Consider the following 24,340-nt stretch of genomic DNA (forward strand, 5'->3'; position numbering starts at 1 on the left):
AAAATTAGTCTGACAGCCAGTAAAGAATACACGATGGCATGTAAAAGCAGTATAACGGCCAGTATGTCGCTGAAATTGTATAAAAAGAAACCACTGTTGATATTTTAAGTGAGTACTTGATGGTTCTTTGCTTCTTTACAAAGGAAAACACTTGCTAAACCGCCTATTGGAATATAGAGCTTGCCCCCTGAATAGGATTAAAAATATTGCAATCAAAAAATAAAGAGAAGTAGGGAGAAAAATGGGGATGTTGAAAAGGGGAATTTCAGTCATGTTAGCTGCTAGTTTAATAGGTTTAGTAGGATGTTCTGGAAAATCAGCGAAGGAAAAAGAGTTAGAGGAGAAAATAGTTGAATTACAGAAACAAATTGAAAAAGATAAGGTAAAAGAAGAAAAGACAGAAGTCGAAGAAGAAGAGCAGTCGCTAGAGGTAAATGTGATCGATCCAAATACAGATGAGGTAATTAAAACTTTTTTACCAGAGGAAATGGGATTTGGGACTAAGGAAGAAAAATATAAAGAGGAGGTTGAGAACTGGGTAAAGGAAATAGCAAGAGGTACGGAAACAAAAGATGGATACGATCAGAGAATGATACCTGATAGAATCGGAGAAGATGGTCAGGTCATCAAAGGTACTCCGCGAGTAATCCTAGAAGAAGAGGAGTTACTTGAAAAAGTAATCTATGCATTTAAGAAGGGTGGTACTGTAGAGTTACCTTTATATGTGAGTGAAAGTGGATATAAGCCAGAAGAGGTATCTAAATTAGAAGAAGTAGTAGTCGCTTCATATACGACCAATTTTGATAGCAGTGTAGCTGGAAGAACGAAAAATATCGAACTATCTGCGCAGGCGATTAATAATGTGATCGTTGGGGAGGAAGATATATTTTCATTTAATACGACAGTTGGGCCAAGTGATGAAGAACACGGATATCAAAAAGCAATGGAAGCAGTTAACGGTAAATTGGTGGAGGGGATTGGAGGAGGAATTTGCCAGACATCATCCACTTTGTTTAATGCTGTAGATACGCTAGGAGTCTCTTATGTAGAGAAGCATCATCATTCTTTAGATGTCGGGTACGTGCCAAAAGGAAGGGATGCAACAGTTTCTTATGGAGGGTTAGATTTTCGATTTCAAAATACAATCGGTATACCTGTTGTATTAAAAGCTTTTATTGAAAATGATGCATTAATCGTCGAGGTTAGAACATCTAAAGCGAATCAAAGTCTAATAAAAAGTTAGATAATTAAACCTCATTATATTAAAAGACCTTATAGTTCAAACAGTGGCTGCGATTATTGATGAGAAAATGATTAATTGAATACTTTAAACAAAAAAGCATTTCTTTGTAATGAAGAATGCTTTTTTTATATTTGTATGAAATTAAAGGGAAGTGCATATAACAATAATAATGTATTAATAATAGATAATAATTTATTGTAATTCGATAAACATCGTGTTAAAGTTAAATTAATAATAATAAGTGAGGTGCTTTTTATGAAACGTGGTTCAACAATCTTTTTAAAAATAGCTGTTTTCCTTATGGGAATCCTAGTTCTAGCATTATGTATATTTGGGGTGACCTGGTTAACTAAAAATCCAGTAAATATAGATTATGCCTATATACTCTATCCCATCATCATTGGTATGTATGTATCAGTAATCCCGTTTATTATTGCATTGTATCAAGCCTTTAAACTTTTAAGCTATATTGACAAGAGTAAAGCTTTCTCTGAACTCTCTGTTAAATCACTGAAGAATATTAAATTAAGCGCACTAATAATCAGCGGTTTGTATGTCGTTATTATCCCATTTGTTTATATCGTAGCAGAGCTAGACGATGCACCTGGTCTCATCATAGTTGGAATGGTACCTATCTTTGCTTCAATGGTAATCGCAGTATTTGCTGCTGTTCTTCAAAGACTTTTACAAGAAGCGATTGATATAAAATCAGAAAATGACTTAATAGTCTGAGGTGATAACAATGGCAATTATAATCAATATTGATGTAATGTTGGCTAAAAGGAAAATGAGTGTAACGGAACTTTCCGAGAAGGTTGGAATCACGATGGCGAATCTTTCTATATTGAAAAATGGAAAAGCAAAGGCGATTCGATTATCCACTTTAGAAGCTATTTGTAAGGCTTTGGAATGTCAGCCCGGAGATATTTTAGAGTATAAAAGTGATGAAGATACTTCAGAATAATAAGGTGTTTTTATTATGTATTTTGGATAGTAGGAGTGGATCTGCTATTTAATAAATCAAGCTGGATATTAAATTTTGTACCATTTGTACGTATAAATACCGTTAAACTATAGTAACTGAATAATTCAGTTGCTATTTTTTGTTCAATTAATGGAGAAAAGTGTGTTAGAGGAAATGTGAAATAGTGGGGTTACTGTAATAAAAATTACTATTTTTACAGCCTATTCTTCAATCTACATAAAAACTTTGGAATAGTAGAATATATAGTAAATTGGAGGTGTAGGAAATGGAGCAAAAAGATTTTGAGAAAATTTATAATGAATATCAAGGGAGCGAACAGCAGAGTTCTATTGAAGCGGGGCAAGTAGATGCAATAGGAAAAGAAGAAATAGTAGCTGTTAGAAAAAATAATGATGGGAACATTATTGCTTTTAAAACAAAAACAGGGCGTGAGTTAGATTATATAACCGCGTTAGACGAGGCGAAAGCCGGAAATATCGCTCATATTGATGTGTTCCACAAATATGGTAGAGACATCATCCGTAGCGAACCAGATGGAATAGAAGAGAATAATTTGGATAATTTACCTACATTTTAATAATGATAGCCCCTTTTTATATGGGGCTATCATTATTGTGTTGTACGTTGAAACTTTGGATGCATTTGGTGAACTGTTAATCAACAGAATTAATGGGCTATAGTTTATATCGCTTATTTCTAAGGTATAATTAATCTCCTTTAAAGGTGATAATTTCACATGGGTATAGCTTCTATTTAAGAGCCCCAAGAGACGGAATTCCCTGAATACATACTCTAGTAACCTTCTTCTTGAAAAATTTAATTAAATAATCCATTATTGTACAAATGAAGGAAGAATATGTTGAACGCAAGGAGTGCAAATCATATTATCCGTCTCAATTGCGTCTGGTAAATGTTAGTACATTGCGAGATACATTTTCTATCGTCGCAACTATCAACTCCCCAAATTATTTAGTGGCTTCGTTAGAAGTAAAAGAAGTACTTGCGTAAAATTTATAGGATTACGATAGTGAAATGGAGAAGCAATTTATTGAGATAAAGAAGTAATTATAGTATCAAAAAGTGAAAAAAGCGAAACATATTTATATATCAGCTTTCTAATTTCATTTATAGCATAGAGTTTCGCTATGGCAGTTGCATGTAGTTTACAAATTTTTGAAGAAGGAAATAGTACATTTGAGGTGAATTTTGTGAATGTAATATGGGGGATTTTTGGCATATTTGTAGTATTAGGCATTGCATTTCTATTGTCCAATGCAAAGAAATCAATTAATTTTCGAACGATTCTAGGCGGATTAGCTATTCAAGTTGGTTTTGCATTTATCGTATTGAAATGGAAAGCGGGAAGAGATGGGTTAGAGTGGCTTTCAACGAAGGTTCAAAATGTGATTGACTATGCAGGTGAAGGAATCGCATTCCTGTTTGGCCCTGCAGCAAATACAAAGGAGTTTGGCTTTGTATTTGCTTTTCAAGTACTAACAATTATTATTTTCTTTTCTTCTTTAATATCTGTTTTGTATTATCTCGGAATCATGCAATGGATTATTAAACTTATTGGTGGTGCTTTGTCAAAGCTCCTAGGAACAAGTAAGGCAGAATCAATATCAGCAGCAGCAAATATTTTCGTTGGACAAACAGAGGCCCCACTTGTTGTTCGTCCATTTTTGGCAAACATGACAAAATCTGAACTTTTTGCTGTTATGACAGGCGGCCTTGCCTCGATTGCTGGTTCGGTTCTTGCAGGTTACGCACTCTTAGGTGTTCCACTTGAATATCTGCTTGCAGCTAGCTTTATGGCCGCTCCAGCTGGATTAATTATGGCTAAAATGATGATTCCGGAAACAGAGAAATCCGATTCGTCTGAATTTACAATGGAAAAAGATAGTGATTCAGTTAACGTAATTGACGCTGCTGCACGTGGCGCTAGCGATGGTTTGAAGCTCGCATTGAATGTCGGGGCAATGTTATTAGCATTTATTGCGTTGATTGCTTTAATAAATGGTATATTAGGTGGTATTGGTGGTTGGTTTGGATATGGCTCTATAACACTGGAAGGTATTTTAGGGGTTATATTTTCGCCGCTTGCGTTCGCTATTGGAGTACCATGGGCAGAGGCGGTTACTGCAGGCAGTTTTATCGGTCAAAAGCTTGTACTAAATGAATTTGTTGCTTATGCTGCATTTGCTCCTGAGATTTCAACATTATCTCCTAAAACAGTAATTGTTGTTAGTTTCGCGTTATGCGGTTTTGCAAACTTAAGTTCATTAGCTATTCTCCTTGGTGGGTTGGGTGCGCTAGCACCAAGTCGCCGTCCAGATATAGCTAGATTAGGCATTCGATCGGTAGTCGCAGGAATGCTAGCTTCCTTATTAAGCGCAGCAATCGCAGGAATGTTTATATAGGTTACTTTGAATTTGGTGTATTTATTTAAACATATTAGAAAAAAACAAAGAGTCGTCTAGAGAAATGGAATCATTCCATTTCTCTTTTTTTTAGGAGTATTGACATAGCCTGGTGAAAATGTCAAGCTGTAAATGATCGGTGTATAGTCAATTTGGCTTAGATTTAGGTGCGTTTTTATGGAGGTCTAAATAACTATGACAGAAAGGTGGAAAAAAGTTGGTCGTTAGAAAGAATATTATGATGATGTTTTTTACAACATTTGTTGTGATACTAGCATGTGTCATTCATTTTTTGCATAGGTATGTTGGTTGGTTAGATTCGTATCTAATTTTTATTCATTCGCGTGGAGCTAATGCTGAGAATCAGGGTATATTAGTAGCTGCTTTTTTCGTCTTACCAATACTCACTTTATTACTAGCTTTTATTTATTTTCAAAGAAAGAAAGATCATAAGTGGATACCTACTTTGCTAACATTAACACTTACGTTTGCGAGCATTTCTCTCATTGCTGGTGGAAATGGAATGGTCGAATATCACTTTTCTATATTTATGGTGATTGCTGCATTGGCCTACTTTGAAAATGTTCGTCTCATTTTGATTAGTACAGCTATTTTTGCAATACAACATTTATTAGGATATTTTGCTTTTCCAGAATTGATTTGTGGAACTACGGATTATCCATTTAGCCTTCTCATGATTCATGCACTATTTTTATTATTTACAAGTGCTGTTGTTATTGTACAAATTATTATTCGATTTCGCTTTATGCAACAAATAGAAAGAGAGAAGGATCACGCAGACATCATAAAAGAAATGGTGACAAATATTGTTGCTACATCGAAAAATGTATTGGAAAATGTGGAAAACTTAGAAGAAGGCTCTGAAGAATCAACTAAATCGAATCGTGAAACGGCGGCGTCTATACAAAACATGGTGGAAGTTGCAAAGAAACAGCTAGAAGATGCTATTAAAAGTCGTCAAATGTTGGATGAAGTTTTAAATAATGTTCATTCCATAATAAATCAATTAAACCAATCTAAAGTTACATCTCAGGATGCATCAGAAGAAGCGATGATAGGAAAAAAAGGAATGGGACAGGCAGTTACACAAATGTCTGTTATAGCTAATAGTGCAGAAGAAATGGGCCAAGTTGTGGAGAGACTTGAGAGTCGTTCATTAGAGATTCAAGGAACATTAAAATTGATGAGTGAAATTGCTCAGCAAACCAATTTATTGGCTTTAAACGCGGCGATTGAAGCAGCAAGAGCAGGGGAAGCTGGAAAAGGGTTTGCAGTTGTTGCTGATGAGGTACGAAAGCTAGCCGATCTTTCAAGTGGCCATGCTGAAAAAATTGGGATGGTGTTGAACGATTTAACAAAAGATACGGCCGATTTAGGTAACCAAATGGAGATAACGAAAGAGACAACAGAAATAGGGATGATGAAGGTAAAGAACTCTGATAACAAATTTTCTATGATTGTCCGAAAAGTCGAGGAAGTTAATACTATACTTGATTCTACCTATACAATGGCAGAAAACATTGGGAAAAGCGCTGATAATGTTCAGCAATTTATTGATGAGATGAATGAAATGTCGCTTGAATATAAGATAAACATGGAAAGTATATCGGCAACCTCAGAAGAGCAATTAGCTACATTTGATGGTTTTAAAAATATCACGAAAGATTTGAGAAATACAACGGAGATCCTTAATAAACAAATTGCTAATATTAGAGTTTCGTAGGTAGTCGCAGCAGGTAAACGATACATAAGTATTTTATTATAAATTGGGGGCTATCTCAGCCCCAGATGAACGTAGGTTAATTAAAAATAATTACAAAATTTGAAACCAATACTGTCCACTTTCGTAATACTATTTGTAAGTCCTATGTACAAGGAGGATATTTTTAATGACAGAATTTCTTATCGTCATCGGCGGGGTTCTTCTTCTTTATTATCTTGTCATGATCCCTGTTCAGTACTCTAATATTGCTGCAACGAAAAAAGAAATACAAAGGTCCAAATTATCTCATAATGAAATGTATGAAAAAAAGAGTTTTGAAGAGCAAGAATTACAATTTAATTTACAGGGAAATCCAATCAATTTGCCGGCTACACTGATTGCACAACTTATTTACACCATTCGTCATCGGCATGAAAAATAATAAATAAAGTGTATCAATTTAGTGTTAGTTCTGTTTAGACTTTTCAGAATAAAATGTTTACGTTTACATCTTGATTTTTAAATAACTTGATGGTATAGTTGACCTAATACTTTAATAACGGATCACATGTTACTGATACGATCAGGCATGGTGGTAAATAGAAGGATTATCCGATCCTTTTGTTGTACCTCCATGTCTTTTTTTGTTGCTTTATTTCTTCGGATCGCACATAGTGCCTAAACTGTACATCTTTTAAGATATTTGTATTAACCTTTAACAAGGTTATGATCACTGTTTAATTTTAGTGATAAACTGATATGTAAAGTGAAAACATAAGGAGATGGCTTCCGTTGAAAATAACAAAAATATTGAACAACAATGCAGTAATCGTTATCGATGACCAACAAGAGAAAATCGCAATTGGAGCTGGAATTGCATTTCATAAAAAGAAAAATGATATTGTGAATGTCCATAAAATTGAAAAACTGTTTGTTATGAAAGAAAACAAAAAGCTTCAACAATTGTTAAATCGTATACCTGAAGAACATTTTACCATTTCAGAAGAAGTAATCACATATGCGGAAGATTATATTGGTACCAAACTTAATGAGCATATTCATGTTGCGCTTACTGATCACCTATCATTTGCTATTGAAAGAGCCACAGAAGGGATCCATTTAAAAAACAAGTTATTGCATGAAATAAAAATATTGTACAAACCAGAATTTGAAATTGGTCTTTGGGCAATAAAACATATAAAAGAAAAGCTAAGTGTAGAAATGCCTGTTGATGAAGCTGCTTTTATCGCCCTTCATATCCATACAATGAAGCTGCAGGGTGGTGATTTACGGCAAACAGTTAGACACACAACAATTGTTAGGGACATGGTACAAACCATTAAGAGCTATTTAAATATTGAAGTAGAAGAGGATGATATATCTTATCAACGTCTTATTACACATCTGCGATTTGCTTTGACGAGGATGAATCATTATGAGTTACACACAATGGATGAGGAAATGTTAGGGATGATTAAAAAGAAGTTTCCTTTGTCGTATAGTTGCGCAACTGAAATAGCTAAGAACTTGTCTAAAGTACATGGTGTAGATCTTCCGGACGAGGAATTAGGTTATATTACGCTTCATATAGAAAGGTTAAGAAAAAAGTAACTTAAAGGAGGGGATGCAAGGTACGCATATTTTTCATTGTTTGTATCGCATCAGTTAAATCATCTATTGATAAACGCAATATTATCTAACTTATCTTTCTATAATTATGGTTGGTTTAGTAAACAATGAAGTATGTGTATTCATTTAAACATATCGTTTTATACGTTCGGAAGGAAAAATATAAAGTGAGAGGAATGGTTAAAATGATGAAATACTTCCAAAGCCTTGGTCGTTCCCTAATGTTGCCAGTTGCCGTATTGCCAGCCGCAGCGATTCTAATGGGGATTGGTTATTGGATCGATCCATCTGGATGGGGAGAAGGTAGTGCGATAGCTGCATTCTTAATTAAAGCGGGATCATCGATTATTGACAATATGTCTATTTTATTCGCGGTTGGTGTTGCTCTAGGAATGTCGAAAGATAAGGATGGTTCTGCTGCATTAAGTGGATTGGTAGCTTATCTTGTAGTAACTACTTTACTTTCGACAGATTCAGTAGCTATGCTACAAGGAATTGATGCGGAAAATGTAAACCCTGCCTTTGAAAAAATCGGCAATCAGTTTGTTGGTATTATTTCCGGGATAGTGGCATCAATTATGTATAATCGCTTCAGTCACGTACAACTGCCAGATGCATTGGCATTCTTTAGTGGTAAACGTCTTGTGCCAATTATGACAGCTGTTTCAATGTTAGTAGTATCTGTTATTTTGTTCTTTGCATGGCCTGTAATCTTTACTGGATTGGTTTCTTTTGGAACAATGATTAGTAAGTTAGAGTTTATTGGTGCAGGATTATATGGATTCTTCAATAGATTATTAATTCCAACAGGCTTACATCATGCATTGAACTCCGTATTCTGGTTTGATGTGGCTGGAATAAATGATATTGGTAACTTCTGGGCTGGAACAGGTACAAAAGGTGTTACAGGTATGTATCAAGCAGGATACTTCCCTGTTATGATGTTTGGTTTACCAGCAGCAGCACTTGCTATGTATCATACAGCAAAAACAAAAAGAAAAAAACAAGCTGCATCCTTAATGTTGGCGGCAGGTTTTGCTTCATTCTTTACAGGTGTTACAGAGCCATTAGAATTCGCATTTATGTTTTTAGCACCAGCACTTTATGTCGTACATGCTGCCCTAACTGGTATTTCATTAGCAGTTGCTGCATATTTCCAGTGGACAGCAGGATTCGGTTTTAGTGCAGGATTAGTTGACTTTGTCTTAAGTTCAAGATTACCACTTGCTAATCAGCCATATATGTTACTCGTTCAAGGTTTAGTATTCGCTGTTATCTACTATTTCTTATTCCGATTCCTAATTGTGAAATTCAACTTAAAAACACCTGGTAGAGAAGACGATGTAGTGGAAGAAGTGCAAGATGAAGAAGACGCTTCTACTGGTGACAGATTTGCTGTAATGGCGGCTAAGATTTATGAAGGATTAGGTGGGGACGAAAATGTTACCGCTGTTGATAACTGTGTAACCCGTTTGAGAATGGAAGTAAAAGATATGGATGCGGTAGACCAAGCTAAAATCAAAGCAACAGGTGTACCTGGAATCAACATCGTTGGTAAACATAGCATCCAAGTAATCGTAGGAACAAACGTCCAATTCGTAGCAGACGAAATTAATAAAATTCGTAAGTAATAAAGAAAAGCGAAGGCGCCCGTTAAGCTACGTACAAACTGCGCCCACAGGACGTGGCGCTTTTAGTCGAGGGACCTTGAGATGAGAGATAAAGGAAACACGGTAAGCCTGCAAGGCGAACCGATGTTGACTTATCGTAGGAAGCATCCTGAAGTTTGCTAGTCGCTGGGCACCGAAGCTAGACGATAATAGAACATCTCTTTTTAATCCTGAAACTTTCTTTTGTTAATAACGTAGTAGAGACAAAAGGAGGTGATTAGGCTGAAAAGATATGTCGAGTTTTCGGTAAGTTTTGTTTTAGCTTTTATCATGCTTCAAGTAGTTTCAGGTGCAATATTAACTATGTTGTACACACCGAGCTTCTCGTGGATAGAAGCATCGGCGCTCTCATCTGAAGTTGAATTTGGACATTTGAGTATTGTCCCAACGATTGTCATGTCTATAGTTGCATTTGGAATTGCTTATGGAGTGACAAAGCTTAGCAATAAAAAAATAGTAGGTTAAAAAGGAGGGGATGCAGTTGCATTCCTTCCTTTTTGCGTGCTGCTTTATTTTTGGGAGTCGTGAATGTCGCAGCAATCTATTTTTATTTGATGATAATTGTTGTCGTTTTAATTGGGTTCCTGTCCTGGAAAGTGATGATCTATTTGTTAAGGCCAAATCTAAAAAAAGTGATGACGGCCAATAAGAGGGGAACAACGGCCTGTATGTTGCTTGGCACGGCTCGTAATTTTGCGCTGACGGCTTATAATTTTCAAACGACGGCCAGTAAATAGTGGTCAACCGCCAGTAAATACTAAGAAAGGTATTAGTTTGATGCTTAGAGGTGTATCCAAAACTTATTAACTAGGAAAAGTATGTCTACTTCCGGCCTCAACTATCGTTTGGAGAGAGTAATAAGCGAATATTATATAAGGTCGTCTAGTATTTGGAAAAACGCTATAACTGCCATTAGAAAAGTAAACAAATACCTTCTCTTGAGTTGGGTATGGTATATTTTTTGAAAAAAGTATTGACTTAATGATTGGAAGTAGGTAAGCTTATTTTTATAGAATAATTGAATAATTTCTTCTTATCAAGAGAGGTGGAGGGACTGACCCGCTGAGACCTCGGCAACCAGCATGTTTATGCATGGTGCTAAATTCAGAGGAAGTAAAGTAATTCCGAAGATGAGAAGGTGGACTAGTGCTTACTTTAATTAAACATGCCCCCTTCTCCCTTTATGAGAGAAGGGTTTTTTGTCTTAAATAAACTTATCTGATAGTTTAAAAGATATATATAATTCGTAACAATCGTTGACTTTAAAATGAATTTATTTTATAATTTCATTATATTAACGCATTAATACATTAACTTAATAAAGCATTTCTTATCCAGAGTGACGGAGGGAACAGGCCCGAAGAAGTCCGGCAACCTTCAAGTGAAAGCTTGAAAAGGTGCTAAATCCTGCAGGTATTCATTTACCTGAAAGATAAGATGAGGAACCCCTCTTCTTATGAAGAGGGGCTTTTTGTTTACAGGTTGAATACATGGCAAGCGTGATATATCAAAATATTAATCTGAGTAAGAGCATGGAAATACATTTATTAATCATAGAACTGGGAGAAACGACGGGGTACTTGTAGTTGGACTTACCTTTGAAATGAGGAGGAAAGATTTTGATAAAAGAAGAGAGCTTATTGAAATCAAATATATTATGGAAGCCGAGTGAAGAGTGGATTTTAAATTCGAATCTAACAGAATTTTCAAAGCAAGTAGAATTTCCACTCTTACCGTATGAACATTTTCACGGTTGGTCAGTTGAGCAACCAGAAGAATTTTGGTCAGCATTATGGGACTTTGCAAATATTATTGGCGAAAAAGGGGAGAGAGTGCTTCTTCCGCCAGCTGATGGTGGCATGCTAGGCGCTAAATGGTTTCCGGATGCAAGTTTGAATTTTGCAGAAAATCTATTGAGCGGTGAAGAAGGCAGCGTGGCGGTAATTGTTGCTGGTGAAGATGGTATTTCTCGTTCTTATACTTGGGGGGACTTACGCGGTAAGGTAGCTCGGGCACAAGAAGGTTTGAAAAGTCTTGGGGTAAGTAGTGGGGATCGGGTCGCAGGGGTAGTAACAAATGGGCTTGAAGCGTTAGTAGCGCTATTAGCGACAACTTCATTGGGTGCTGTTTGGACCTCTTGTTCTCCTGATTTCGGATCACAAGGGATTGTCGATCGTATCGGTCAAGTGAAACCAAAGGTACTGATTGTTTCGCTTGACTATCAATATAATGGAAAGTTTTTTGACATCCGAGAAAACATCAAAGCTGTGTGTAAGGTGCTTGAAGGTGTTTCTGCTATTGTTACTTTAACGGAAGAAGTGGATGGGTCGATTAAACATGCAAATAAGGTACTAAGCTGGGAAGAATTGTGCCAAGAAGGACCAACAGTTCCAGAGTATACGAGAGTTCCGTTTGATCATCCTCTGTATATTCTTTATACATCCGGAACTACTGGTTTACCTAAGGCAATAGTACATTCTGTTGGCGGTACATTAATTAAGCATTTGAATGAACACCAATTACACTGTGATGTAAAACCCGGAGATGTAATGTATTGGTACACGAATACGGCATGGATGATGTATCCGTGGTTAGTATCAGGGCTTGCGAGTGGAGCTGCGATATTACTATATGATGGATCACCATTACGTAAGGATCATATCGGTATTCTATGGGAAATTGCTGAAAAAGTGGGCGTAACACATTTCGGAACAAGTCCAAAGTATTTAGAAACTTTGCAAAAGGCGAGTTATTCGATTGGTCAGGAGCATAATTTGCCACATTTGCGCAGCGTTCTTTCTTGTGGCGCTCCGCTATCAGCGGAACAGTATGATTGGGTATATGACCATATCAAGAAAGACATTATGTTAGCATCGATTTCTGGTGGAACTGAAATAATTGGTTGTTTCGTAATGGGTTCGCCAGTGCACCCCGTTCGACGTGGTGAAATTACTTGCAAGGCCCTTGGTATGGCTGTCGATATTCTCGATGAAAATGGCATCTCGGTTCACAATCAAAAAGGTGATTTAGTATGCACAAAGCCGTTCCCAAGTATGCCGCTCACATTTTGGGGAGTAGACGGAGATACGAGATACGAATTTGCCTATTTCGCTGACCGTCCAGGAATTTGGACACATGGGGATTTAGCAGAACAGACTGCTGAACATTCACTAATCATCTATGGGCGAGCAGATACAACGCTTAATCCGGGTGGTGTTCGTATTGGTACTGCTGAAATCTACCGTGTCGTTGAACAAATCCCAGAGATAGAAGATTCATTAGTGTTTGGCCTGCCAAATGATGGTGATGAAGAAATCGTGCTTTGCATCGTCACAAAAGATGGGAAGCTAGATGATATTTTAGCAGATTCTATACGTAAAAATGTACGCAAAAAAGCTTCTCCACGACATGTACCGCGTCGTATTTACTGTGTGAAAGAGGTTCCTTACACAATCAACGGTAAGAAGGTGGAGGGTGCTGCTCGATCAGCGATATTAGGTCAAACGATCAAAAATAAAGGATCGCTTAATAATCCGGAATGCCTACAGGATTATAACAGCTTATCTGAAAGGAGTTATTTATAATGATCAAACGTCGAGTTCCGACATGCGCCATCATCGGTATTGGAGAACTTGCCCCAGTACGTTATACAGATGGTGCTACGACTTTAGGAATGATTGCAGAGTCAGTACGACTAGCAGTACAAGATGCTGGTATCGATAAAGATGCAATTGATGGATTGTTAGTTGGTCCGCAAGTAGGTGAAACTCCTCAGCATGTACCAGCAACAGTAGCTGAATATCTTGGTCTTCAGCCAAAAATGTCCAATGTAGTTGACCTTGGCGGAGCATCTGGTGCGGGAATGTTATGGCGGGCTGCAGCGGCCATTGAAGCAGGTATGTGTGAGACGGTCGTATGTGTGCTAGCAAATACGAATGAAAGAAGTGGAAATCCGCGATCCCCTAATCGTAACCCGATACGCGAATTTGATGTGCCATTTGGCGCTTCAGGGGCAAATACATCCTATGCTCTACTTAAACAGCGTCATATGGCGGAATACGGGTCTACTCAAGAACAATTTGCACTTATTGCGCATTGGGCGCGAAAGAATGCCCAACTTAACCCAAATGCGATCTTTTATGGTAAGCCACTTTCGGTGGAGGAAGTACTCGATTCGCCTTTTATTATTGATCCGATGCATTTATATGAAATCGTGATGCCGGTAGCTGGTGGCGCTGCATTCATTGTTACTTCCAAAGATAATTTGCCAAGTGGAGGTCACCCACCGGTATATTTGCTTGGAGCGGGGGAAAAGATCACACACCGTGCCGTTAGTCACTCGCCAGCACTTGCATCAGCACCGTTAGAATATGCAATTTCAGCTGCGTTTGCCCAAGCCAATGTAAGTGTACAAGATATGGATTTACTGTCCTTATATGATTGTTATACAAGTGTCGTCGGCATTACATTGGAAAATACCGGGATATGTGCTCCAGGTCAGTTTGGAGCATGGATGAAAGATCATTCTTTTGGTCACGATGGGGACTGGCCGCTTAACACACATGGGGGACAGCTAGGATGTGGGCAGGCAGATCTTGCTGGCGGGATGTCACACATCATTGAGGCAGTGCGCCAGCTAAGACACGAAGCACAGTCAAGACAGATTTCGAATGCGCGACTCTCACTCGTTACTGGGAATGGCGCCACATTGAGTGAGGCGGCAGCATTAGTTTTGGGGGTGGAATCATGATTGAAAATTATGAAAAACTAAACGTTCCAGGACCAACTATTACCTCGGTTTCTAAACCATTCTGGGATGCTGTGGCACAGAAGGAATTTATTTTGCAAAAATGTATAGATTGTCACGAGTGGGTGTTTTACCCGAGGACGATATGCCCGCATTGTTGGAGTGATCAGTTAGAATGGATCCCTGCATCTGGAAAAGGTCGCTTAAAAACATGGGGAGTTGTACATAAGCCAGGTCATCCAGCTTGGAGCGAGGTGGCCCCATATGTACTCGGGATTGTTGAATTAGATGAAGGTCCAACGATGATGAGCCATTTATTGCTTGATCCGAAGAGAGACTTACATATTGGATTGCCGTTAGAAGTGAGTTTTACAAAGTGTAATACTGTATGGTTACCTTTTTTCAAAAGATCGTCTAACTACTAAAAAAGGTAAATTGATTGAATACAAGATTAGTAGATGGAATTTCATAACGCTTGTCGTTTGATCAGGAGTTGAATCAAAAGTTTCCTCCGAGTGAAAGAAATTTATCCTAAAAGAAAATAGTTGAATGAGATTTAGCAACATAGGGAGGGAATTTATTTGGGACAGAGTCAATTAATAGAAGAAGATTTAAACACAAAGGGCAAAGGGTTTTCCAAAGAGCATCGCAAAGTAGCACTCGCTAGTTTTATTGGAACAACGATAGAATGGTACGACTTCTATCTTTATGGAACAGCAGCTGCACTTGTTTTCCCAGCATTGTTTTTTCCGAACTTTGATCCACTATATGGTACGCTTGCTGCTTTTGGTTCATATGCAGCGGGTTTTATCGCACGTCCACTCGGAAGTATGGTATTCGGACATTATGGGGATAAGCTAGGGCGAAAAAAGGTATTGACGATTTCTCTCTTGCTTATGGGAATTGCCACGTTTTTAATGGGGGTACTTCCGACATATCAGTCAGTTGGCTTATTAGCGCCATTATTAATTAGCCTCTTGCGTGTAGTACAAGGATTTGCTATTGGAGGGGAATGGGGTTCGGCAGTAGTAATGGCTGTTGAACATGCACCGAAAGGAAAACGGGGATTATATGGAAGCTTTCCTCAAATGGGTGTTCCGGCTGGGCTGCTTTTATCGACCGCTGTTTTCTCGATCGTCTCAAATAGTATGTCAAATGAAGCTTTTCTTACTTGGGGCTGGAGGATCCCGTTTCTATTAAGCATCGTACTAGTTTTGATCGGTCTCTATATTCGTCTAAAAGTAAGTGAATCACCAGTGTTCTTAGAAGTAGCCGAAAAAAATGAACAAGAAAAGCGACCTGTCGTTAAAGTGCTACGCGAACAGAAAAAACCATTATTTCTAACGATAGGCATGAAATTATTGCAAAATGCTGTGTTTTATATTTATTCCGTATTTGTACTAACTTATCTTGTAACAACACATAACTTTGATCGTTCTGTGGGATTAAATGCAGTCATGATTTCCTCAGTGATCGGCTTAGCAACGATGCCACTTTGGTCATATCTATCTGATAAGATTGGACGAAAACCAGTGTATCTGTTTGGAACGGTTGCTTCTACTCTATTCGTTTTACCTTTTTTCTGGTTGATGGATTCGGGTTCAGTTATCTTAATCACCATTGGAATTGTCATTGGTTTGAATGTGTTGCATGATGCTGTATACGGGCCGCAGGCTGTATATTACTCCGAACTATTTAGCACAAAAACTCGTTTGAGTGGTGCATCGATCGGTTATCAAATAGGAGCGATTCTAGCAGGTGGCTTCTCGCCAATTATCGCTACTGCCTTATTAGCAAAATATGATGGTCAGTATTTGCCAATTGCCATCTATTTAATCGCACTTGGGATACTTAGTATTATTGCTACTCTATATGCACGGGAAACATATCGTGACTCATTGTCCGATTAACTTTTAAATTATGAGAGTTGGGGATGATTTCATTGAAAAAAGCTGTGTTATTGGATGGGGTTCGTACACCAATTGGCAGATTTAAAGGGGCATTCCAAACAAAGTCAGCTGTAGAGTTAGGGGTAAGTGCTGTTTCGGAGCTTGTTCAACGTTATCCTGAAACAGCACAAGCTGATGGTGTAATTCTTGCCCAAGTAATCCAAGCTGGTCAAGGTCAGAATCCAGCAAGGCAAGTTGCCGTAAAAGCTGGAATCGATATTCATTCGCCAGCGATTACTTTAAATAATGTTTGTCTTGCTAGTTTAGCCACTGTCGCTGATGCTGCTCGACGAATTGAAAGAGACGAAGGGGGATTATTTGTTGTTGGAGGATTCGAATCCATGACGAATGCTCCGCACGTTTCAAATTTGCGCGAAGAAGTTAAAATGGGTTCTGTGGAATTTAAGGATACATTAAACGATGGTTTGTGGTGTGCATTGTCTGATCAATCGATGGGTGGAGTATCAGAGGAGGCGAATCGTAAACTACATATTAACCGTCAAGATCAAGACGATTATGCACTATTGTCTCAACAAAGGGCAGCGAAAGCACAAGCGGAAGGAATATTTAAGGAAGAGATCATCGGTGTGAAAGTAGCTGATCAACTTATTACAGCAGATGCGTGCATAAGACCACAAACGACAAGAGAAAAACTACAAACGCTTAAACCTGCATTTGAAAAAGATGGCACGATCACAGCAGGAAATGCAAGTCAGATGTCAGATGGAGCCAGCGCCGGTTTAATTTCCAACTTAGCAGTATGTGAAAAGACAGGTAAAGCTCCACTTGCTACGATAATTGATTGGGCTTTTGTGGCGGGACCTGATCCAACATTACATCTGCAACCAGCAAATGCGATTAAGTCCTTGTTAGAACGGACACAATTACGATTATCCGATATTGATTTATTTGAAATCAATGAAGCCTTTGCAAGTGTCGTGATTGCAAGTCAACGAGAGTTAGGGTTGCCAGCAGATATAGTGAATGTAAATGGTGGAGCAATCGCCATTGGCCACCCTTTAGCTGCCAGTGGATTCCGCACTTTATTAACACTCGCACACGAACTTAAACGCCGTGGTGGAGGCAGAGGTATTGCATCCTTATGTGGCGGCGGAGGCCAAGGTGCAGCTGTATTGATTGAAGTAGAATAATAAGGGAGATATAAAGTGCTTGGACAAAGTTTAATTGTCTGAGCATTTTTTTTGATGAAGTTTATCTTTTGGAAGAATATAGCGAATAACCTTAATATATTCACCAATATATTAAGATGTTAAGTATAATCGAATCATCGGAAGGTTAAAAATAATCTAAAAAGTTATTGAACTTTTAAAAAAGGTATGATATTTTAAACTTAGTAAAGGCAATGGAGAAAGAAACTTCTTTCTAGTAAATTTGAATGGAATGAGATGATATTGAGAAGAACAGGAGATTTAAGTCTTATTAAAGAGTTAAACAAATCCATTGTTTTAGATTTAATCAGAAAAAAGGGACCAATTTCTCGCGCGGAAATTGCGAAAACGATCAATATTAGTCCAACTACTGTGACATCTGCTGTCAGTGAGTTAATTGATGATTTATTAGTATATGAAAATGGCTTGGGAACGTCAAATGGTGGAAGGAAGCCTATACTCGTCCAATTAAATCCAAATAATCGCTTTTTAATTGGAATTGCAATAGACGCTTCTAAGATTACAATAGCTGAACTTAATTTAAACGCTGAAGTACGAATGAAAGAAGTTTACTATATTCAGCAAATTCCCGATTTTGAACTTAGTAATTTTACCTTAGATATGATAGACAAGTTCAGTCGAAAGTGTAAAGATTTGGATCAATGTCTTGGTATCTCCATAACAACACAAGGAATAGTAGATTCCGTAAACGGCATTATTCTTTATAATCCAAAATTGAAAATAAAAAATCTGCATCTCAAAAGGATGATAGAGAAAACATTTAATATACCTACTTATATTGATAATGATACAAATGGCAATCTCCTAGCTGAAAAAGGGTTTGGGAAGTATCAACAGTCGAAAAATGTAATTTACGTTAAAGTTGGTAATGGTGTAGGCGCAAGTATATTAGTAAATGATTCAATCTTTCGCGGCTTTCATGGTGGAGCGGGGGAATTTGGCCACACAACGATTGATCATAATGGTGCTACTTGTAGTTGTGGTAATGTTGGTTGTTTAGAAGGATTTGTAAGTTGGAGTGCTGTTCACTCGAATGTTTTAGAAGCCATGGAAAATGGAGAATACACAATACTCTCAGAGTTAACAGGCGGGGATCCAAGTAGGTTAACCCCAGAATTATTTCGCCAGGCAATCACAAAAGAGGATCCTTTATCACTATCCATATTGAAAGCGCTATCAAAGTATTTGGCAACTGGTATAGTAAATCTGATTAATTTATTCAACCCAGAAATAATTATAGTTGGAGGGGAATTAGCCTTTGAAAATCCGTTATTAATTAATATGGTGTATGAACATATTTCAAACCACGCTTTAGAAGCGCATACAAAAGGGCTGAAAATAGTACCGAGTTCATTTGGGAGTGACTTTGAGGTGATTGGATCAGCTTCATTACTTCTTCATGAATTGTTTCATTTTACATTAAGTAAATAAGTATGAGGGGGAAGTCATATGTTAAAAGGTATAAATCAATGGTGTTATCCGGAAAATACTTCCATTGAGAAGGTATTTGAATATAGTAAAGCTGCTGGTTTTGATGTTGTAGAACTTAATCTCTATCAAAAAGGTGGAGAAGGATTAACATTAGAAACAACAAAAACAGAAGCAGAAAAAATTGCTTCCCTTGCATCAGACAATCAAATACAACTTCGAAGTTTATCTACTTCACTGCTTTGGGAAACACCGCTTTGTTCGCCCGATGAAAATATACGAAAGCAAGGAATACATGTGGTCGAAAGAATGCTCGAAATTGCAAGCTGGATAGGAATGGATACAATTTTAGTCGTACCAGGAGCAGTTTCGAAAGAAGTGTCTTATGATGTTTGCTATAAAAGGAGTCAAGAGAGTATCAAACAGATACTTCCTCTCGCAGAGAGTTTAAACGTGAAAATCGGCATTGAGAATGTGTGGAATAAATTTTTGCTTTCTCCACTTGAGATGGCCAACTATATCGATGAATTCGAATCACGAAATGTAGGCGCTTACTTTGATGTAGGAAATGTTTTGCAATTCGGTTATCCGGAGCAGTGGATACAGATTCTAGGGGATAGAATTTTAAAAGTTCATGTGAAAGACTTTAGCACGAGCATCGGAAATGGAAGTGGATTTGTACCGTTACTTGCAGGGGATGTGGATTGGAAAGAAGTAAGACACGCACTAGAGAAAATAGGGTACGAAGATACATTAACTGCCGAACTTACACCTTATGCACTTTGTCCTTATACGTTAGCAGATGATACTGCTCGACATATTGATTTGATTATAAATACAAAATGATTTTAAAGGGGAGCTAATGATGGAAAAAGTAAAAGTAGGATTTCTAGGTGTAGGTGGCATTGCAACTGCTCATTTGAAAAACGTTCAAAATATGGAAGATGCTGAAATTGTTGCCGTTTGTGACATATCGGAAGAAAATGCTAAAAGGCAAGGTGCTACATTCCAAGCAGCAGTGTATACAGATTATCAAGAAATGCTAGATAAAGAGGAATTGGATGCACTATTTGTCAGTATTCCTCCTTTTGCCCATGGAGATATGGAGGAGCAGGCAGTTGAAAAAGGCATTCATATCATGGTTGAGAAACCAATAGAACTAGATCTTGAAAAGGCAAAGAAAAAAGCGGAGATCATCCGTAATTCTGGTGTTATAAATGCTTCGGGGTATTGTCTTCGTTACTTAGATACAGTCCAAAAGGCAAAGGATTATTTAAATGATAAAAAGATTGCTATGGTGCGCGGACATTATATTACAAGTTTTGTTGAAACACCATGGTACAGAATGGAGGATAAATCAGGAGGACAGTTAGTAGAACAATCTACTCATATACTTGATACAATGCGTTATTTAGCAGGTGATATTGAAAAAGTAAGTGCAAATATGTCCCTTCAAGTAATGGAGGATATTGAAAATATAGATATACCGGATGTTACTTCTGTAAATGTGACTTTCGAATCTGGAGCGGTAGGTCATTTAGATAGTTCGTTTATACAGCATGATCATCGAATGGGAGTAGAAATATTAGGTAGAGATTTTCGTATGGAGTTAAACGGTACTGCCCTTTCTATTATTGAAAAAGATAAAACAATTACTTATCAATCAAAAGTTGATTTTTATGAAGAGCAAGATAGAAACTTTATTAAAGCGATCAAAACGAATAACCAAGATTTAATTCTAGCATCATATGAAGATGGTTTAAAAACGTTGGCTGTGACATTGGCTGCAAAACGATCCAATCAGGAAGAGGAAATTGTCCATATGAAGGAATTTGTCTGAAAATGATCAAGTTTCCATAAGAGTCGATCCAAGAAAGCGCGCTAACGAATAGAGGTTAATCTATATGGCTAGGTATTTTTATTCCTAAATATGATCTTAAAGGGATGAGTATATGTCAAATAAAGCGGAATATTCTACTGGGAAAAATATTGCATTGAAGCCTAATAGAAAAAAATTCTTCACCCAACAGGATTTGGCTGGATATGCATTTTCGGCTCCATTAGTTATTGGCGTTTTGGTATTTGCTATTTATCCAATGGTAGGAGCTTTAATACTAAGCTTCAAAAAGTCAGCTTCCTCATTTGGAGGGGAATGGACAGGGCTTGCTAATTATAAGTACGTGCTGACAGATACTATGTTTTGGAAGTCTTTATATAACACGGCTTACATGGGAGTTTTATCTGTTATTTTGGGTGTATCTTTATCTTTCATACTTGCAACCTTAATTCATAATGTACCTTGGCTTAAGTGGCGTAATTTCTTTAAAGGTGTGTATTTCTTGCCAAACGTTGTATCCCTGGTAGCTACGAGTATTCTATTCCAATTTCTTTTTAATCCGGGGAGTGAAGGGATTTTAAACTATGTATTAGGCTGGGTTGGTATTGAGCCTGTAGGATGGTTTACAAATCCAAGTGTTTCGAGATTTAGTATTGTATTAATGACATTATGGGGAATGCTCGGCTATAATACGATTATTTTCATCGCGGCCTTATCCAGTGTCCCACGAGATCTTTATGAAGCAGCAGAAGTCGACGGAGCAAACTGGATGAAAAAATGGTTATATATTACTGTTCCATATTTGAAACCCATTCTATTATTCATGGTTATTATAAGTACGATTGGCGCAATGAAGCGGTTTACCGATGTTTGGTTAATTGGTGGTACTGCAGGGAACCCAGCTGGTTCATTAATGACCGTCGTTCTGTATATTTATCGTAATGCATTTTTATCCAATCAAATGGGCGTAGCAACCGCGGCTTCATATATTTTGTTCATTGTGATTCTCGTACTAACGGTCATCATGTTAGCGTCAAACAGAAAGAATAATTTTGACTGATAAGGGGTGAGGAATTTGAGTAAGGATATTAGTATGACTAATGCAAACATAAAGAATTCAAACTCAGGGGAGTATAAATCTTTTAAGAAATCGAAACTAATTGGAAGCTATACGCTTACGACCTTTCTTATTCTAGGCTCAGTTATTATGATTGTTCCTTTTGTATGGATGGTATTAACGAGCTTTGATTGGGCTGCAAGATTGAATATTCCATTTCCTCCTAGATTTTGGCCAAAAGAAATGACGACAAAGACATATGAAGCTGCTTTTACAAATATTCCAATGTTGCGGTATATGTTTAATTCATTAATTATTTCAATAGGCGTCATTGCAGTCAGTTTAATGTCTGCGCTTCTTTCGGGGTATGCCATTTCAAAACTTAAATTTAAAGGGTCAATGATTGTACTTGTTTTAGCATTAAGTACAATGATGATTCCATTCGAGATGACAATGATTCCACAATACTTGTTATTTTCTAAAATTCACCTATTAGATACTTATTGGGCATTTTTCCTACCGGCACTCAATTATGCATTTGGTACATTTTTAGCAAAATCTTTTATTGATCAAATCCCTTCAAGTCTTCGAGAAGCAGCTATTATTGATGGGGCTGGAGAATTTAAAGTATTCTTTAAAATTTATTTTCCATTATGTGTTCCAATTATCGCGACCATGGTTATTTTGCAATTTTTAGCTGTATGGAATGATCTATTATGGCCTTTATTGGCACTTAAAACACCAGATAAGTATACAATTCAACTTGGACTGGCGATGTTTACTTACAATAAAACTACACCATTACCATCTATTATTATGGCCGCAACAACCGTTAGTTTGATTCCAGTTATCACTTTATATTTATTCCTTCAACGTTACATTGTTGAAAGCATTGCATTATCAGGCATCAAACAATAATGAAGGAGGTGAATCATACGTTTCGTGTCTGTATGACCTATGAAAATACTAAACGGGGGGAATAACAATGAAGAAAAGTATTTCAATTTTTATGGTAGCTTTAATGGTTATGATGTCATTGGCTGCGTGCTCGTCTAGTTCAGGTGGAAAAGGGGAGAAAAAGAGTGATATTGAAGTAGTTTCAGATATGAAAGGAACCGTCCGTGTTTCATTAGCAGGTTGGGAGCTTGAGAATGGAATTGATCCAATTACTGGTATAAATACGATTGGATTAAATGAATTCTTAGATAATGAATTTTATCCACGATACCCAAATATTAAACTAGAAGTTTACCAAGTACCTTGGGAGAATGCGCAAGCGAAACAAAGTGCAATGCTACAATCAGGTGATGTCGACATTTTGTATACAGGAGGAGCATTTGCTTCTCAATGGATGGAACAAGGGTTATTAAAAAGTATTGATGGATTCATAGAGGATGATGATAACTTTGATCCAAGTATATATTTGAGTGGCATTTGGGAAAACTCGTACAGCACAGTATCATTTGATGGTGAAACTCGTTTTGGTCTACCGGCTGTTCTAGGGAAACGTATTACAATATATGATAAAAAAATGTTCGAGGAATGGGGAGTTGAGCCATTATCCGAAAAACCTACTCCAGAAGAAATTTTAGAAAAAGCTGCAAAAATGACAGGGGAAAATCCTGTTACTGGAGAAAAAAATTATGGTTTATGGTTTAACGGGAATAACCTTAATATTTCTACTTTTGTTGCTCTAACACATGCTTTTGGAGCTGAAGGGGCGGTTGGTTCATTGGCTGATCTTAAGAATATTGAGTGGAAGTTAAATACTCCTGAGATGGTAAAAGTAATGGAGTGGCTAAAGGAAGCATCAAAATATCCTCCAACTGAGTTCTTAAACGCTCAAGGAGCAGAAAACTTTGGATTGGATTCAAATAATATTGCGATAGCCCTTGACCATGCTGGCGGTGCAACAATGGGAGAATATGCTGCTAATGATGATAAAGAGTTATTGGATCGTTTTGAATCAGTATTAAACCTAGGACCTAATGGCGAAGGTTGGGTAGCAATGGATCCATTTGTTATGGCTGAAAAAGCCAAAGATGCCGATGCTGCTTGGGAAGTGATGAAGTTTTTGACAGGATATGAAACACAAAAATGGAATTACGATAATTTCAAATCAACACCTACTTTAGTCAATGCTGATTTTGTTGGAGACGAAGACAAGTATGTAAAAACAGCGATGGAAATAGCAGATATTACAGCTTCTGTTTTGATGGATGAAGCAAATCCGTTTTTCGGAAGTGAGATTGCTCCAGCTGTGAACGGATTCATAAGTAATGCCGCTAATGACAAAGCTCCAGACATTCAAAAGTTCTTAGATGATTTACAAAAACGTGCGGAAAAATGGTCTGCAAGTCAATAAGCCAAACAATAACGTTATCGTGTTTTACTATCTTATCTCAGTAACCCTAATAAAGTCATAATTTACTTTAGTAATGAAAAGCTGGCCAAGGTCTACA

21 protein-coding genes and 2 riboswitches are annotated in these 24,340 nt (G+C 37.4%); all 21 genes read left to right on the top strand.

Annotated elements, in window-relative coordinates; all coding sequences use genetic code 11:
• The first annotated feature begins 247 nt into the window (after positions 1-247).
• The gene (locus BLE01S_RS00710; RefSeq protein WP_066136032.1) at positions 248-1,243 is read left to right on the top strand and encodes a VanW family protein; all 996 of its coding nucleotides are present in this window, start codon (positions 248-250) and stop codon (positions 1,241-1,243) included.
• 255 nt (positions 1,244-1,498) lie between these two features.
• A complete protein-coding gene (locus BLE01S_RS00715; RefSeq protein WP_066136035.1) occupies positions 1,499-1,975 on the top strand; it encodes a DUF2975 domain-containing protein in 477 nt (158 codons plus the stop codon).
• 10 nt (positions 1,976-1,985) lie between these two features.
• Positions 1,986-2,207 carry a helix-turn-helix domain-containing protein gene (locus BLE01S_RS00720; protein WP_066136038.1) on the top strand — a complete coding sequence of 74 codons (222 nt, stop codon included), beginning with the start codon at positions 1,986-1,988 and terminating at the stop codon, positions 2,205-2,207.
• Positions 2,208-2,493: 286 nt separating this feature from the next.
• On the top strand, positions 2,494-2,805 hold the full coding sequence (locus BLE01S_RS00725) for a DUF3892 domain-containing protein (protein ID WP_066136041.1): 312 nt from the start codon (positions 2,494-2,496) through the stop codon (positions 2,803-2,805).
• Between the two features lie 631 nt (positions 2,806-3,436).
• Entirely contained in the window at positions 3,437-4,648 is a 1,212-nt protein-coding gene (locus tag BLE01S_RS00730) for a NupC/NupG family nucleoside CNT transporter (protein WP_066140695.1), read from the top strand.
• 217 nt (positions 4,649-4,865) lie between these two features.
• Positions 4,866-6,392, top strand: coding sequence for a methyl-accepting chemotaxis protein (locus BLE01S_RS00735; RefSeq protein WP_066136044.1), 1,527 nt, complete (start codon positions 4,866-4,868; stop codon positions 6,390-6,392).
• 166 nt (positions 6,393-6,558) lie between these two features.
• Positions 6,559-6,813, top strand: coding sequence for a DUF3949 domain-containing protein (locus tag BLE01S_RS00740; protein WP_066136047.1), 255 nt, complete (start codon positions 6,559-6,561; stop codon positions 6,811-6,813).
• A gap of 350 nt (positions 6,814-7,163) precedes the next feature.
• Entirely contained in the window at positions 7,164-7,982 is an 819-nt protein-coding gene (locus tag BLE01S_RS00745) for a PRD domain-containing protein (protein WP_066136050.1), read from the top strand.
• A 203-nt stretch (positions 7,983-8,185) separates the two neighbouring features.
• On the top strand, positions 8,186-9,631 hold the full coding sequence (gene nagE, locus BLE01S_RS00750; RefSeq protein WP_066136053.1) for an N-acetylglucosamine-specific PTS transporter subunit IIBC: 1,446 nt from the start codon (positions 8,186-8,188) through the stop codon (positions 9,629-9,631).
• Positions 9,632-9,883: 252 nt separating this feature from the next.
• The gene (locus tag BLE01S_RS00755; RefSeq protein WP_066136056.1) at positions 9,884-10,135 is read left to right on the top strand and encodes a hypothetical protein; all 252 of its coding nucleotides are present in this window, start codon (positions 9,884-9,886) and stop codon (positions 10,133-10,135) included.
• A 565-nt stretch (positions 10,136-10,700) separates the two neighbouring features.
• A riboswitch (SAM riboswitch) is annotated at positions 10,701-10,807 on the top strand.
• Between the two features lie 190 nt (positions 10,808-10,997).
• A riboswitch (SAM riboswitch) is annotated at positions 10,998-11,109 on the top strand.
• 180 nt (positions 11,110-11,289) lie between these two features.
• Entirely contained in the window at positions 11,290-13,254 is a 1,965-nt protein-coding gene (locus tag BLE01S_RS00765; RefSeq protein ID WP_082788534.1) for an acetoacetate--CoA ligase, read from the top strand.
• Positions 13,254-14,420 (top strand): thiolase family protein, encoded by a 1,167-nt coding sequence (locus tag BLE01S_RS00770; RefSeq protein ID WP_066136062.1) that lies wholly within the window; start codon positions 13,254-13,256, stop codon positions 14,418-14,420. The genes BLE01S_RS00765 and BLE01S_RS00770 overlap by 1 nt, the downstream gene beginning before the upstream one ends.
• Positions 14,417-14,842, top strand: coding sequence for a Zn-ribbon domain-containing OB-fold protein (locus BLE01S_RS00775; RefSeq protein WP_066136067.1), 426 nt, complete (start codon positions 14,417-14,419; stop codon positions 14,840-14,842). The genes BLE01S_RS00770 and BLE01S_RS00775 overlap by 4 nt, the downstream gene beginning before the upstream one ends.
• Positions 14,843-14,998: 156 nt before the next feature.
• Complete coding sequence (locus BLE01S_RS00780; RefSeq protein WP_082788535.1) at positions 14,999-16,327, top strand: MFS transporter; 1,329 nt, start codon at positions 14,999-15,001, stop codon at positions 16,325-16,327.
• A 23-nt stretch (positions 16,328-16,350) separates the two neighbouring features.
• Complete coding sequence (locus BLE01S_RS00785; RefSeq protein WP_066136069.1) at positions 16,351-17,517, top strand: acetyl-CoA C-acyltransferase; 1,167 nt, start codon at positions 16,351-16,353, stop codon at positions 17,515-17,517.
• A 255-nt stretch (positions 17,518-17,772) separates the two neighbouring features.
• A complete protein-coding gene (locus BLE01S_RS00790) occupies positions 17,773-18,987 on the top strand; it encodes an ROK family transcriptional regulator (protein WP_066136075.1) in 1,215 nt (404 codons plus the stop codon).
• A gap of 18 nt (positions 18,988-19,005) precedes the next feature.
• Positions 19,006-19,830, top strand: a complete 825-nt coding sequence (locus tag BLE01S_RS00795; RefSeq protein WP_066136076.1) for a sugar phosphate isomerase/epimerase family protein — start codon at positions 19,006-19,008, stop codon at positions 19,828-19,830.
• Between the two features lie 19 nt (positions 19,831-19,849).
• Positions 19,850-20,824, top strand: coding sequence for a Gfo/Idh/MocA family protein (locus tag BLE01S_RS00800; protein ID WP_066136083.1), 975 nt, complete (start codon positions 19,850-19,852; stop codon positions 20,822-20,824).
• A 112-nt stretch (positions 20,825-20,936) separates the two neighbouring features.
• Positions 20,937-21,881 (top strand): carbohydrate ABC transporter permease, encoded by a 945-nt coding sequence (locus BLE01S_RS00805; RefSeq protein ID WP_066136086.1) that lies wholly within the window; start codon positions 20,937-20,939, stop codon positions 21,879-21,881.
• Positions 21,882-21,896: 15 nt separating this feature from the next.
• Positions 21,897-22,796 carry a carbohydrate ABC transporter permease gene (locus tag BLE01S_RS00810; protein WP_231955896.1) on the top strand — a complete coding sequence of 300 codons (900 nt, stop codon included), beginning with the start codon at positions 21,897-21,899 and terminating at the stop codon, positions 22,794-22,796.
• A gap of 67 nt (positions 22,797-22,863) precedes the next feature.
• Positions 22,864-24,243, top strand: a complete 1,380-nt coding sequence (locus BLE01S_RS00815) for an extracellular solute-binding protein (RefSeq protein WP_066136089.1) — start codon at positions 22,864-22,866, stop codon at positions 24,241-24,243.
• Positions 24,244-24,340: the final 97 nt, after the last annotated feature.

Origin of the sequence: Lederbergia lenta NBRC 16444 (genome assembly GCF_001591545.1) — a bacterium.
In the GTDB taxonomy this organism is placed as follows: Bacteria; Bacillota; Bacilli; order Bacillales; family Bacillaceae_C; genus Lederbergia; species Lederbergia lenta.

Bases quoted from the DNA above. Each gene is read 5' to 3' on its own strand.
- BLE01S_RS00720 (WP_066136038.1), top strand. From the start codon at position 1,986: ATGGCAATTATAATCAATATTGATGTAATGTTGGCTAAAAGGAAAATG.
- BLE01S_RS00785 (WP_066136069.1), top strand. From the start codon at position 16,351: ATGATTTCATTGAAAAAAGCTGTGTTATTGGATGGGGTTCGTACACCA.
- BLE01S_RS00795 (WP_066136076.1), top strand. From the start codon at position 19,006: ATGTTAAAAGGTATAAATCAATGGTGTTATCCGGAAAATACTTCCATT.
- BLE01S_RS00775 (WP_066136067.1), top strand. From the start codon at position 14,417: ATGATTGAAAATTATGAAAAACTAAACGTTCCAGGACCAACTATTACC.
- BLE01S_RS00815 (WP_066136089.1), top strand. From the start codon at position 22,864: ATGAAGAAAAGTATTTCAATTTTTATGGTAGCTTTAATGGTTATGATG.
- BLE01S_RS00800 (WP_066136083.1), top strand. From the start codon at position 19,850: ATGGAAAAAGTAAAAGTAGGATTTCTAGGTGTAGGTGGCATTGCAACT.
- BLE01S_RS00710 (WP_066136032.1), top strand. From the start codon at position 248: ATGTTGAAAAGGGGAATTTCAGTCATGTTAGCTGCTAGTTTAATAGGT.
- BLE01S_RS00740 (WP_066136047.1), top strand. From the start codon at position 6,559: ATGACAGAATTTCTTATCGTCATCGGCGGGGTTCTTCTTCTTTATTAT.
- nagE (WP_066136053.1), top strand. From the start codon at position 8,186: ATGATGAAATACTTCCAAAGCCTTGGTCGTTCCCTAATGTTGCCAGTT.
- BLE01S_RS00725 (WP_066136041.1), top strand. From the start codon at position 2,494: ATGGAGCAAAAAGATTTTGAGAAAATTTATAATGAATATCAAGGGAGC.
- BLE01S_RS00770 (WP_066136062.1), top strand. From the start codon at position 13,254: ATGATCAAACGTCGAGTTCCGACATGCGCCATCATCGGTATTGGAGAA.
- BLE01S_RS00805 (WP_066136086.1), top strand. From the start codon at position 20,937: ATGTCAAATAAAGCGGAATATTCTACTGGGAAAAATATTGCATTGAAG.
- BLE01S_RS00715 (WP_066136035.1), top strand. From the start codon at position 1,499: ATGAAACGTGGTTCAACAATCTTTTTAAAAATAGCTGTTTTCCTTATG.
- BLE01S_RS00790 (WP_066136075.1), top strand. From the start codon at position 17,773: ATGATATTGAGAAGAACAGGAGATTTAAGTCTTATTAAAGAGTTAAAC.